Below are 13,135 nucleotides of genomic sequence, written 5' to 3'. Positions count from 1 at the left end.
TGCGACAAGCGGGAGAGTAGGTCGCCGCCAGTTTTTATTTAAAAGTCTCATAGATTAATTTCTATGAGACTTTTTTTGCGTATAACTCAAATATAATCCTATTCCCCAAACGTAAGAAAACTTCAGTAAGAAACAAGGGTAAGAGAGCCAAGTAAAAAGTAAAAGGATAAAGGAACAAGTAAGAAAAGAAAAGTAAAGAAACCCGATGATATAATCATTTATCATTTATCATTCATCATTTATCACTCATCAATTATCTTTCGTTACTCATTACTCATCAATTATCAATATTCTCTGCCATCTCCTAGCCGCGATAGAAACGTTTACCCCGCAACGGGAACAGGAAAAGTGAGGTCACTAACTCGGAAAGCCGGGCGCGAGGAGTAAGAGTGGATAGCGGGATAAAGCTCCTGAAAATATATTTAGGATATTGAAAACGCTTACTTAAAGTAGTAGATAACTTTCCTTTATAAAATTTAAAGACTTTCATTTTTATTCTTAAAAGGTTAAATAGACTAAATCTCTTAAGGCTTTTTAATTTATATCGTAAATTTATGATATGAAAGAGCATATTGTAAGAGGTTTTAGGTTTAATACTTATCAGGAACCTGAACTGTCTGTATTTGACCGATTGCTGGAAATTTTTACGGATTTACTGACGCATACTTCAGGTGACTTTAATGAAGCAATTGACTGGCTTCGGATGTTGGATGAAGAATACCAATTAACCACTCCTGAATATACAATAGATGACTTTATTGAAGACCTTAAAAAGAAAGGATATATTCGGGAAGAGATTAATCCAGATGGAAATGGCAATGGAGTTACGTTAAGTGCGAAAATGGAACAGAATATCCGTAAGCAGGCACTTAAACAAATATTTGGAAATCTTGAAAAGAGCGGAAACGGAAATCATAAAACGAATAAAAGCGGAGCAGGTGAAGACTTAACCGGAGAGTTCAGAAATTATAATTTCGGAGATGCTGTGGAAAAAATTTCAATGACGGAGAGTCTAAAGAATGCACAAATCAATAACGGGATCGGAGATTTTCATCTTACGGAAAATGATCTGATTGTTGAAGATAGCATACATCAGTCTCAAATGAGCACTGTTTTAATGATCGACATCAGTCACAGTATGATTCTTTACGGCGAAGACCGCATTACTCCGGCTAAAAAAGTAGCGATGGCACTTGCTGAATTAATCACAACGCGTTATCCGAAAGATACGTTGGATATTATTGTTTTCGGGGATGATGCATGGCCGGTAAAGATTCAGGAACTTCCTTACCTGCAGGTTGGGCCTTATCATACGAATACTGTTGCAGGACTTCAGTTAGCAATGGATATTTTGCGCAGAAAAAGAAATACCAACAAACAAATTTTTATGATTACCGACGGAAAGCCAAGCTGTGTGCGTGAACCGGATGGTACTTATTATATGAATTCTTATGGGCTGGATGAATATGTAGTTCAGAAATGTTACAATATGGCAGCTCAGGCAAGAAGGCTCCATATCCCAATTACTACTTTTATGATTGCGCAGGATTCTTATTTGCAGCATTTCGTGAGCGAATTTACAGAAGCCAATCAGGGAAAAGCATTTTATACAGGTCTTAATGGTTTAGGAAACATGATTTTTGAAGATTATGAATCCAATCGTAAAAGAAGAATCCGTTAAAATTATTACTCAATAAAAATTATCAATTAGATTTAAATACAATGACTGCAAAGCCAGAAATAAAAACGCTTGGTGCGTTAATAGCATCAGGTTATACATCAAAACATATTAAAGACGAATTACGGGACAATTTAAAAACTAAAATCAGAAATAAAGAATCTGTATTTGAGGGAATCTTCGGATACGAAAACACGGTAATTCCTCAATTGGAGCATGCCATTCTAAGTAAGCATAACATCAATTTATTAGGATTGCGAGGTCAGGCTAAAACAAGACTGGCAAGAATGATGACAAGCTTGTTGGATGAATGGATTCCTTATGTGGACGGAAGCGAGATTAATGATGATCCTTTTAACCCGATTTCCCGGTTTGCAAAAGAATTAATTGAAAAAGAAGGCGATAGCACGCCTATTGAATGGCTTCACCGCGATGAAAGATTTTTTGAAAAACTTGCCACTCCGGATGTTACTGTTGCCGATCTTATTGGTGATGTAGATCCGATAAAAGCTGCCAATCTTAAATTATCTTATGCAGACGATCGTGTGATCCATTTTGGAATGATTCCGAGAGCCAACCGCTGTATTTTTGTAATTAACGAATTGCCGGATCTACAGGCAAGAATTCAGGTTTCTCTGTTTAATATTTTACAGGAAGGCGATGTTCAGATTCGTGGATTTAAAGTGAGAATGCCTTTGGATATTCAGTTTGTTTTTACCGCCAATCCGGAAGATTATACCAACAGAGGAAGCATCGTTACTCCTCTTAAAGACCGAATCGGATCGCAGATTTTAACGCACTATCCTGAAAATATCCATATTGCGAAAGAAATTACAAAATATGAATCCAGTCTGGACAGCCGCCAGAAAAACGGAGTGTATGTTCCGGCTTTAGCCCATGATCTTCTGGAACAGATTGGTTTTGAAGCCCGCGAGAGCGAATATGTAGATGCAAAAAGTGGTGTGAGTGCACGTATGAGCATCACGGCTTTCGAAAATTTGTTGAGTACGGCAGAACGTAGAGCTTTGTTGGCTGGCGAAGAAAAAACTTCGGTGAGGCTGAGCGATTTTGTTGGCGTTATTCCTGCGATTACCGGAAAGGTAGAACTGGTTTATGAAGGAGAGCAGGAAGGAGCAGAATCTGTGGCACAACTCTTAATAGATAATGCGGTAAAAACTCTGTTTACCACGTATTTCCCCAAAATAGAAAAACTGGAGAAAAAGAATGTAGACGGACCATTCAGCCAGATCACCGATTGGTTTTTACAGGATGACGGATTTTTAGAAATTACCGACGAATCTCCGGATGAAGTCTACGCGAAAAACCTAAATCGAATTACTCCGCTTGATGAAATCATTGAAAAATACCAACCCGATACCCAACCCGAAGATCTTCTGTTTTTAAAAGAATTTATTCTTTGGGGATTGGCTGTGAATAAAAAACTGAATAAAGAAAGATTCAGAACGGGAGTTTTCTTTTCATAGAATCTGTTTTATGAGGAGCTGTTTCCCGCTTTCCACACTCGCTATTTTATAGATTCGGCGGGGGCAAAGCCGCCGCCGAATCTATAAAATGAGCTCACACAAATGCTGCAATCGGGGCTAAGATGAAAGTCAGAATTTAAAATATTGGACTAACTTACCCATTCAAAACAAAAAAAGATGTAGAATTAATTTCCACATCTTTTTTATTTATCATCAATCATCAATCATCAATTATCAAACCTGTATAACTCCAAGATTAAACTTCTCAGTGATCGGAGAATGGTTCGCCGCTTCAATTCCCATAGAAATCCATTTTCTGGTATCTACAGGATTAATAATTGCATCGGTCCACAACCTTGCTGCTGCATACGTTGCTTCCGTCTGTTTCTTATATTTTGCCGAAATAGAATCCAGAATTTCTTTATGTTCTTCCTCAGAAATTTCTTTTCCTTGCTTTTTCAACGTAGATTCCTGGATCTGTGCCAAAACTTTTGCTGCCTGCGCGCCGCCCATTACCGCAAGATCTGCCCATGGCCACGCAACAATTAACCTTGGATCATAAGCCTTTCCGCACATCGCATAATTTCCGGCTCCGTAAGAATTTCCGGTAATAATCGTGAACTTAGGAACTACAGAATTAGAAACAGCATTTACCATTTTTGCGCCATCCTTAATAATTCCTCCATGCTCAGATTTAGAACCCACCATGAAGCCGGTTACATCCTGTAAAAACACCAACGGAATTTTTCTCTGGTTACAGTTCGCAATAAATCTCGTTGCTTTATCCGCAGAATCAGAATAAATCACCCCTCCAAACTGCATTTCACCCTTTCCGCTTTTTACAAGCTTTCTCTGGTTTGCTACAATTCCTACAGACCATCCATCGATTCTTGACGTGGCACAGATAATACTTTTCCCGTAATCAGGCTTATATTCTTCATACTCAGAGTTATCAACAAGACATTTTATAATATCGTAGGTATCATACTGATCCGCTCTTGAAACAGGCATAATCCCGAAAATATTCTCAGGCTTTTCTTTCGGCGGTACACTTTCAATTCTGTCGAAACCTGCCTTTTCCGTACTTCCCAAAGACTTCATGATATTCTTAATTCTGTTCAGCGCATCTTTATCATCTTTAGCCTTATAATCCGTAACTCCCGAAATCGAACAATGTGTAGTTGCTCCTCCCAGAGTTTCATTATCAATACTTTCCCCGATTGCCGCTTTTACCAGATAACTTCCTGCAAGGAAAATAGAACCCGTTCCCTCCACAATCATCGCTTCATCACTCATAATCGGAAGATAAGCACCACCTGCAACACAGCTTCCCATCACAGCAGAAATCTGAATAATTCCTGCAGCACTCATTTTAGCATTATTTCTGAAAATTCTCCCGAACATCTCTTTATCAGGGAAAATCTCGTCCTGCATCGGCAAATAAACTCCCGCAGAATCCACCAGATAAATAATCGGAAGTCTGTTTTCCATGGCAATTTCCTGAGCTCTGAGATTTTTCTTACCCGTAATCGGAAACCATGCTCCCGCCTTTACAGAAGCATCATTTGCCACAATGATGCATTGTCTTTTGGAAACATACCCCATTACCACAACAACACCCCCGCTTGGGCAGCCTCCGTGCTCCTCATACATTTCATATCCGGCAAAAGCCCCAATTTCTATAGACTCAGAATCCTTATCAAGAAGATAGTCAATTCTTTCTCTTGCCGTCATTTTTCCCTCTTCACGAAGCTTCTGAAGCCTCTTTTCACCACCTCCCTTTTTAATTTCTGTCAATAAGCGATTGATTTCGGATAATTTTAATCTGTTCTGATCTTCTCTTTTGTTGAATTCAATGTCCATAAAAATTTCAATTTTTTCCGTTTAAAGATACTATTTTTTACATGGAATGAAAATGGATGTAAACAAATGTTTAATAAATTGGTTTTCAGAATTTTATGAAATATTTAACAAAAAATATATTTTTTATGGTTCGTAATTTGCTAACTTTACATTAGAGAAAGGGAGAGTGAAATCTCATCCTTCCTCTAAGTTCCTAGTTTATTTTTTTAATAGTTTATTATTTGAAGGCCCTGAAAGTTGAATAAATTTTCAGGGTTTTTTTTATTTTATGTTAAATAGGAATCTTAATTCCTGTTTTCCGGCAATTAACCATATTTTAAATTTTATCAAAAAATCAGAAGCTTTACTGAAAAATTATTACACGAAATGTAAAACCTATTTGTATTTTTGCAGAAATAGTAAAAGAAGGTAGGATATGCATAAATTGGCTCTTTTCAGATTGCATTTGATAGTGTTTTTGTGGGGATTTACGGCAATTTTGGGAAAACTGATTCATGCGAATGCAGAAATTCTGGTTTTTTACAGAATGCTTTTTGCGGCGATCTGTCTTTTTGTGTACATCCGTGTTTTCAAAAAAGACAGCATTAAAGTTTCGAAGAAAGTATTTTTCCAGTTGGCTGCAATCGGCTTTTCGATGGCGCTTCACTGGTACTGCTTTTTTTACTCCATTAAAATATCGAATGTCTCCATCGCATTAAGCTGTCTGTCTTTATCCACCTTATTTGCATCCATTCTTGAACCTTTGATTTTTAAAAGAAAGATTGATGTTTCGGAAGTCGTCATGGGAGTGGTAATTGTCGCCTGTATTTTATTGATCTTCAAAACAGAATTTCAGTACAAAGAAGGAATATTTTACGGAGTGCTGTGTGCCATTTTCGGAACCATTTTTTCGGTTTTCAACGGAAAGATGTTTGGAAAAACAAGCTCAGGAAATATTATTTTTTATGAAATATTCTCAGGATGGTTTATTTTATTGATATTTTATCTCTTCTCAGGACAAATTTTTTCGATAAATGAAATAAGTTACCGCGATATCGCGTTAATAGGTTTACTGGCAAGTATTTTCACAGCTTTTCCGATGCTGGAATCGGTGAATCTCATGAAATATATTTCGCCTTTTACATTAATTTTAACAGTTAATTTAGAACCGGTTTACGGAATTATACTAGCTTTTTTTATCTTTGGGGAATCAGAACACATGAGCCCGATTTTTTACATCGCTTCAGGAGTTATGATACTGGCAATCATTGCTAACGGATTGATAAAAGCTAAAAAACAAAAAACTTTAAATTAAGCATCAATTGATATGATGAAAAAATATTTTTTACTTGCATTCTCTCTGGTTTTCGGGATATCGCAATCCCAGATCATCAGAAAATATTCCAACGAATTTCTGAACATCGGAGCCGGAGCAAGAGGTCTTGCCATGGGAGGTGCGGTGATCTCCAATCAGGATGATGTCTATTCACCGATGTGGAACCCCGCTGGATTAATGGGCGTGGAAAAAGACTGGCAGGGCGCAGCAATGCACGCCGAATATTTCGAATCTATCGCAAAATACGATTATCTAGCCTATGCCAAAGTTCTGGAAACCGGAGTTTTCGGGGTTTCTGTTGTAAGATTAGGAGTAGATAATATATTAAATACCACACAGTTAATCGACACCGAAGGAAATATTGATTATGATAAAATCACCAAATTCTCCCAGTCTGATTACGCCGCAATTCTTTCTTATGCATTCAATCCAGGAGGAAATCAGAAGCTTGATGTGGGGATTAACGCTAAAATCGTTTACAGAAATGTAGGGAAATTTGCGAACGGATATGGTTTCGGTTTTGATGTAGGGGCTATTTATAAAATGGACAACGGCTGGAAACTGGGAGGGATGCTGAGAGATGCGACTACAACTGTGAACTTCTGGAGCGTCAATCAGAAAGAACTTTCAACAGTGGTTAACGGAGAAGAATTCAACCCTGCGCCAAAAGATAAAATGGAGCTTACGATGCCGAAATTAAATGCAGGTGTAAGCAAAATGTTTGAAATCAACAGCAGTGTTTATGTATTGCCGGAAGCAGGAATTAACGTAGATTTTGCAAAAACGGCAGCCTTGGTTTCTTCTGATTTTGCCAGTTTAACGCCATATGCCGGAGCAGAATTAGGCTATCAGAAAATGATTTTCGTGAGATTGGGGGTGAACAGATTCCAGTCGATTACAGATATTGAAGATCTTCGAAGAAAAGTTTCTTTCCAGCCGAGTGCGGGAATTGGGATCAGATACAGAGGTCTTACGCTGGATTATGCAATTACCAATTCCGGAATCGGAGGGTCTAATTTCTATTCCAATTTCTTTTCTCTGAAACTGGATATCGGGCAATTCAGAAACGACTAAATTTTAAATTAAATGAAAAAAATATCGCTTATCATATTAACAGCCAGTTCGATGTTTGCTTTCGGACAGAAGGTTTCGGATTATAAATATATTTCTCTTCCTTCGAAACTGGAAACTTTTAAAGAAGATTTCGGGTTGAATAATTTATTAACCAAAACTTTAAGAAGCAAAAATTATACAGTAATTCCTTCGGATAAGTTACAATGGCCGGCTGAAGCGCAAAGTAATCCCTGCAATGTTTTGATGGCAGATATCATCAACGACAGTGGTTTTTTACGAAACAAGGTACTGGTTCAGTTTAAAGACTGTAATGATAAAGTAGTTTCATCCATTAAAGGAGCTTCTAATATTAAGGAATACAAAGAAGGTTATCAGGATGCACTGAAACAGACTTTTGTATCTATTTCTCCGGCTAATCCTACAGCACAGCCAGCTTCACAGGTAAAAGTTCAGGAAACCGTAACAGCAAACTCTACGCAGGTTGTTACCAACAGTTCTTCTTCATCTGTAGACAATACCGCGTTGAAATTCAGCAACGGAAAGATGGACTTTCAAAAAATTCAGATCGACAATTCTCAGTTTATTCTGGTAAATTCTAACAGCTCTTCACCGTTTGCAACTTTTAAAGCCACAACAAAAAGCGATGTTTTCAGAGTTAAACTACAAAACGGAGAATCTACATTAGGATACTACGAAAATGGAAATATTATTATAGAAATGCCTTTGTCCGGCGGTGAGTACGGCAAAGAAATATTTTATAAAAAATAACGGCATTACAGCATAAATCAAAAAGTCCTCGTTACGAGGACTTTTTTTGTAAATTTAAATATGAAGAAGTTTTTGAGTTAAGAAGTCTTTAACTTCATCTAATTTATAAAAAATATTTAAATTAACAAATATTATAAAAATTATTTTCATAAAATTATTTAATATGTGTTATTTGTTTTGAGTTTGTCTCTATTCGTTGAAAAAATCGTAAATTATTTTCGCTTTGCTTTTGCCTAAAATCTCCTCCAATGTCTCAAGATTAGATTCCTTGATTCTTTTTACCGATTTTAATTTTGAAAGCAATAATTCAATTGTTTTTTCCCCAACTCCCGGAATTTCCTCCAGCTCAGATTTTATCGTAGAATTTTTTCTTCTGGTTCTGTGATGTTTCACTCCGAAACGGTGTGCTTCGTCTCTCACACGCTGCAAAATTTTCAGCGTTTCAGACTTTTTATCCAAATATAAAGGAATAGGATCTTCCGGAAAGAAAATCTCTTCCAGACGTTTTGCAATGCCTACAATGGTAATTTTTCCGTACAATCCCAAAAGTCTCAGACTTTTTACCGCAGAAGATAACTGACCTTTTCCACCGTCAATTAAAATCAACTGAGGCAGATCTTCGCCTTCATCCAGCATTCTTTTGTAACGGCGGTAGATCACTTCTTCCATTGTAGCAAAATCATTGGGACCTTCCACCGTTTTCGGATGAAAAATTCTGTAATCGGCTTTGCTTGGTTTTCCGTCTCTGAAAACAACACACGCAGAAACAGGATTTGTTCCCTGAATATTGGAATTGTCAAAACCTTCAATGTGTCGTGGTTCAACAGGCATTCTCAGCAATTTCTGCATTTCAGACATAATTCTGTTCGTATGTCTTTCCGGATCGACGATCTGAACCTGTTTTAATTTTTCCAAACGGTATTCTTTCGCATTCTTTTCAGAAAGCTCAACGATTCGCTTTTTATCTCCAACTTTCGGAACGATCAGTTTTACATTCGGAATTTCAATAGACAGATGAAAAGGCAGAAGCACTTCTTTTGAATGGGAATCGAATTTCTGACGGATTTCCACCAAAGCCTGCTCCATAATGTCTTCGTCGCTTTCCTCGAGGATCTTTTTAATCTCGGTGGTATAACTCTGGATAATATTTCCGTTCCTTATTTTAAAGAAATTAACGTAAGCAGCTGTTTCATCGCTTGTCATTCCAAAAACATCCACATCATCAATACTTGGATTCACCACCGTATTTTTAGTCTGATAATCTTCAAGCGCGTCAATTCTTTCCTTGATGATCTGTGCACTTTCAAACTGAAGATTGGTTGCATATTTCATCATCTGGTTCACCAGATATTCTTTCGCTTTACGGAAATCTCCTTTGATGATTCCGCGAATGGCATCTATTTTTTCATCATAATCTTCCTTACTTTCCAATCCTTCGCAAGGTCCTTCACAGTTTTTGATGTGATATTCCAGACATACTTTGTATTTTCCTTCATCAATTTTACTCGGAGCTAAATTGAGATTGCAGGTTCTTAATTTATAAATATGCTTTATCGTATCAAGAAGAATCTTTGCAGGACGCACTTTTGCGTAAGGTCCGTAATATTCGGAACCGTCTTTAATTTTGGTACGGGTAAGAAAAATTCTCGGAAAATCTTCGTTTTTAATACAGATCCACGGATACGTTTTGTCATCCTTCAGCATGACATTATAAAACGGCTGATGTTCCTTAATTAAATTATTTTCCAGTAAAAGTGCATCATATTCACTGTTAACGATCGTTGTTTCCAACCGCTGGATTTTTCCCACCATGATTTTGATGCGGTACCCTGAGAGATTTTTGTTGAAATAGGAGAGAACCCTTTTTTTCAGATTTTTAGCCTTTCCTACATACAAAAGCTGATCATTTTTGTCATAATAACGATAAACACCGGGCTCGGAAGGTAAAGTTTTGAGTTGTAATTCTAAAGAAGGATTCATATAACAAAATTACGGAATTTAGAAGCACAAAAAAAGCCGCAGAAATACTACAGCTTTATAATGTTTGTTAAAATTGATGGTAATTAAACAGTTTCTCTATATACGATTTATTCTTTTGTATTTAAAAATTTAGCTTTGGCTCATTTCTGTGTACTGATACACTAAAAAGCTGAAATAATCCCATTCCACGGAATTCTTAGGATATTTTTTCATAAACTCAGGATTGTCGCCAAAAAGAAAATCATAATTGTCTTCGAAATCATCTTTATGAAGCCACATTACTTTATCTCCTTTTTTTACATAGTAGGATTTTGTAACACCGCCACCCAATTGTGGAGAACCCATTACCGAAAATCCGCCGGTTTCTTTTGCTCTGGGATCATGATATACGGAAATAATATCATCAAATTCCGGATTGATGACCTGCATTAAGAATTCTTTGTCGTCTTTCTTATTTTTCAGGGAAACCGTCTGGTTTACAAAGTGAATACGATCTTTGGTCGTAGAGTTTTTTAATTTCTTGGTCTGATAGTTTCTGATGTTCCCCATGTACTTAAAAACTTTCCCGACTTTTTCAGCCTCATTCGGATACAAATACATTTCGCTGATGTTATCGGCAACAAATACCGATGGCTTTTTAGAAATACTATCTTTCAGCGTAACCTCAAAAATCTGACCCTTTTTCGTATCTGTTTTGCTGCAGAAACCTTTATGAGTCGTTCCGTCCTTTAATATTACGGTAGATGTCTTTTTTACAGAGGGAGCATTAAAACCTTCATTAAAAAGGTACTGTTCCATTTTTTTAATTTCTTCCTTGGAGTATTTTACTTTCTGTCCGAAAGAAGCTGTGCTTACAAGAAACAGCGTAAACACTAAAGTTTTAAGTTTCATGGGATATTAATTTTTATATTTTGGCGGTAAAAATAGTAAATTAATTCACTTATTTTCAGAAAAATATATGTTGTTGAAATTTAGTTTTTCCAATCGTTGCCAAATGTGTAATTTTAAGACAAAATTTAGAGAATGATATACGGTGTAGATGTTTTCAGTTTCCATGATGTTCTGGAGATCTGTAAAACTCCTGATAAAGCTAAACTAAACAAGGCTGCCAAAGAACAGATTTTAAAATCACAAAAGAACGTACGTGAAATTGTAGAATCAGACAGAACGGTTTACGGAATCAATACAGGGTTCGGTCCTTTGTGCGATGTAAAAATATCTGAAGAAGAAACCGCACAGTTACAATATAATTTGATTATTTCTCACGCAGTAGGCGTAGGAAAGCCGATTGATAAAGAACTTTCAAAAATCATGATGATTGCAAAAGTTCATGCACTATCAAAAGGTTTTTCCGGAGTCTCTCTGGAAGTGATCGAAAGATTGATCCTGATGCTGGAAAAAGACATTATTCCGGTAGTTCCGGAGCAGGGTTCTGTAGGGGCTTCCGGAGATTTGGCTCCTTTGGCTCATCTCGTTTTACCGCTTTTGGGGCTTGGAAAAGTTTGGGTTGGAAATGAAATTTTTGAAACAGCCGAAATTTTAGAAAAAAATAATCTCGAACCTTTGGTTTTAGGACCGAAAGAAGGATTGGGATTAATCAACGGAACGCAGTTTATTCTTGCTCATGCGATTAAAGGATTAGAAAAATTTGAATATTTGCTTGATCTTGCGGATATGACGGCTGCAATGAGTATTGAAGCTTACAGAGGTTCTGCAAGTCCGTTTAAAAAAGAGCTGCATGAGATCCGTCCTTTTGAGGGAAGTAAAAAAGTGGCGGCAAGAATGCTCAAATTTTTAAAGAGTTCTGAAAACCTTAAAGCACACGAATATTGCGATAGAGTTCAGGATCCGTATTCCATGAGATGTGTTCCGCAGGTTCACGGTGCAAGCAGAAACGCCTTCGAACATCTAAAAATAATGGCAGAAACGGAACTGAATTCGGTAACAGATAATCCAATCGTTTTAAGCGCGGAAGAATCTATTTCCGGAGGAAATTTCCACGGACAATTGATGGCTTTACCTTTGGATTATGCAACTTTGGCTGCTGCCGAACTGGGAAATATTTCAGATAGAAGAAGTTATCTGTTACTGGAAGGAAAATACGGCTTACCAAGATTACTGACGGAAAGTTCGGGTTTAAATTCAGGGTTTATGATTCCTCAGTATACTTCTGCTGCGTTGGTTACAGAAAATAAAACATTGTGTTTTCCGGCTTCTGCGGATTCTATTCCGACGAGTCTTGGACAGGAAGATCATGTTTCGATGGGAAGTATTTCCGGCAGAAAATTCAATCAGGTTCTTGGCAATCTCGTGAATATTTTGGCGGTTGAACTCATGTTTGCGGCACAAGGTTTAGAATTCCGAAGACCGGCAAAATGTTCAAAAATTATTGAAGAAAATTTTGAAATCCTTCGTTCAAAAGTAGCTAAGCTTGAAGATGACAGACTGATTGGTCAGGATATGCTTGCAATAGCAGAATTGATAAATGAAAGGAAATTTATAGTTAATTAAAACAAGATGAAAAAAATTATAGTAGCATTTGTTCTTTTGATAGGAGTTACAGGTTTTGCCCAAACTTCAAAAGAAGCAAAGATCAAAGAATTAATTGAAGTTACCGGAGTCAGTAAAATGGCGGTACAGGGAGCTCAGCAATTTGTAAATACATATAAAGAAAATTATAAAGATATTCCTGATGAATTTTGGAATGGATTTTTAAAGGAAGTTTCCACAGAAGAATTTTCTAAACTCTATATTCCTATTTATTCAAAATATTATACAGAATCGGATCTTGATGAACTGATAAAATTTTATAAAACTCCTATCGGGCAAAAGACAATTTCTAACATGCCTTTAATCATGAATGAAAGTATGGAAGTTGGCAGAGAATGGGGGCAGAATTTAGCCAAAAAGCTGATTGATAAAATTAACGCACAAAAAGGGTATCAAGCTCCACCGCCACCAAAAAGTAAATAA

10 protein-coding genes are annotated in these 13,135 nt (G+C 36.8%); 7 read left to right on the top strand and 3 right to left on the bottom strand.

Annotated elements, in window-relative coordinates; all coding sequences use genetic code 11:
* Positions 1-559: 559 nt before the first annotated feature.
* Positions 560-1,681 carry a vWA domain-containing protein gene (locus H6W53_RS11885; protein WP_185207053.1) on the top strand — a complete coding sequence of 374 codons (1,122 nt, stop codon included), beginning with the start codon at positions 560-562 and terminating at the stop codon, positions 1,679-1,681.
* A gap of 41 nt (positions 1,682-1,722) precedes the next feature.
* On the top strand, positions 1,723-3,162 hold the full coding sequence (locus H6W53_RS11880; protein ID WP_185207051.1) for an AAA family ATPase: 1,440 nt from the start codon (positions 1,723-1,725) through the stop codon (positions 3,160-3,162).
* A gap of 234 nt (positions 3,163-3,396) precedes the next feature.
* Here the strand turns inward: H6W53_RS11880 and H6W53_RS11875 are convergent, their stop codons facing one another.
* On the bottom strand, positions 3,397-5,025 hold the full coding sequence (locus H6W53_RS11875) for an acyl-CoA carboxylase subunit beta (protein WP_185207049.1): 1,629 nt from the start codon (positions 5,023-5,025) through the stop codon (positions 3,397-3,399).
* A 415-nt stretch (positions 5,026-5,440) separates the two neighbouring features.
* Between H6W53_RS11875 and H6W53_RS11870 the strand changes: the two genes are divergently transcribed.
* The 3 genes from H6W53_RS11870 to H6W53_RS11860 are packed head-to-tail and all read left to right on the top strand — an operon-like array spanning position 5,441 to position 8,182.
* Positions 5,441-6,319, top strand: a complete 879-nt coding sequence (locus tag H6W53_RS11870; protein ID WP_185207046.1) for a DMT family transporter — start codon at positions 5,441-5,443, stop codon at positions 6,317-6,319.
* Positions 6,320-6,331: 12 nt separating this feature from the next.
* The gene (locus tag H6W53_RS11865) at positions 6,332-7,414 is read left to right on the top strand and encodes a PorV/PorQ family protein (RefSeq protein ID WP_185207044.1); all 1,083 of its coding nucleotides are present in this window, start codon (positions 6,332-6,334) and stop codon (positions 7,412-7,414) included.
* Between the two features lie 12 nt (positions 7,415-7,426).
* Positions 7,427-8,182, top strand: coding sequence for a hypothetical protein (locus tag H6W53_RS11860; RefSeq protein ID WP_185207042.1), 756 nt, complete (start codon positions 7,427-7,429; stop codon positions 8,180-8,182).
* Positions 8,183-8,371: 189 nt separating this feature from the next.
* Here the strand turns inward: H6W53_RS11860 and uvrC are convergent, their stop codons facing one another.
* Together uvrC and H6W53_RS11850 are read right to left on the bottom strand one after the other, a co-directional pair.
* On the bottom strand, positions 8,372-10,162 hold the full coding sequence (gene uvrC / locus H6W53_RS11855) for an excinuclease ABC subunit UvrC (RefSeq protein ID WP_185207040.1): 1,791 nt from the start codon (positions 10,160-10,162) through the stop codon (positions 8,372-8,374).
* Between the two features lie 129 nt (positions 10,163-10,291).
* The gene (locus tag H6W53_RS11850) at positions 10,292-11,053 is read right to left on the bottom strand and encodes a hypothetical protein (protein ID WP_185207038.1); all 762 of its coding nucleotides are present in this window, start codon (positions 11,051-11,053) and stop codon (positions 10,292-10,294) included.
* A 132-nt stretch (positions 11,054-11,185) separates the two neighbouring features.
* Between H6W53_RS11850 and hutH the strand changes: the two genes are divergently transcribed.
* Together hutH and H6W53_RS11840 are read left to right on the top strand one after the other, a co-directional pair.
* Positions 11,186-12,673, top strand: coding sequence for a histidine ammonia-lyase (gene hutH, locus H6W53_RS11845; RefSeq protein ID WP_185207036.1), 1,488 nt, complete (start codon positions 11,186-11,188; stop codon positions 12,671-12,673).
* A gap of 6 nt (positions 12,674-12,679) precedes the next feature.
* The gene (locus H6W53_RS11840; protein WP_185207034.1) at positions 12,680-13,135 is read left to right on the top strand and encodes a DUF2059 domain-containing protein; all 456 of its coding nucleotides are present in this window, start codon (positions 12,680-12,682) and stop codon (positions 13,133-13,135) included.

It is taken from the genome of Chryseobacterium sp. C3 (genome assembly GCF_014218905.1).
GTDB classification, from domain to species: Bacteria; Bacteroidota; Bacteroidia; order Flavobacteriales; family Weeksellaceae; genus Chryseobacterium; species Chryseobacterium mucoviscidosis.
This window is presented reverse-complemented; position numbering and strand designations above follow the sequence as displayed.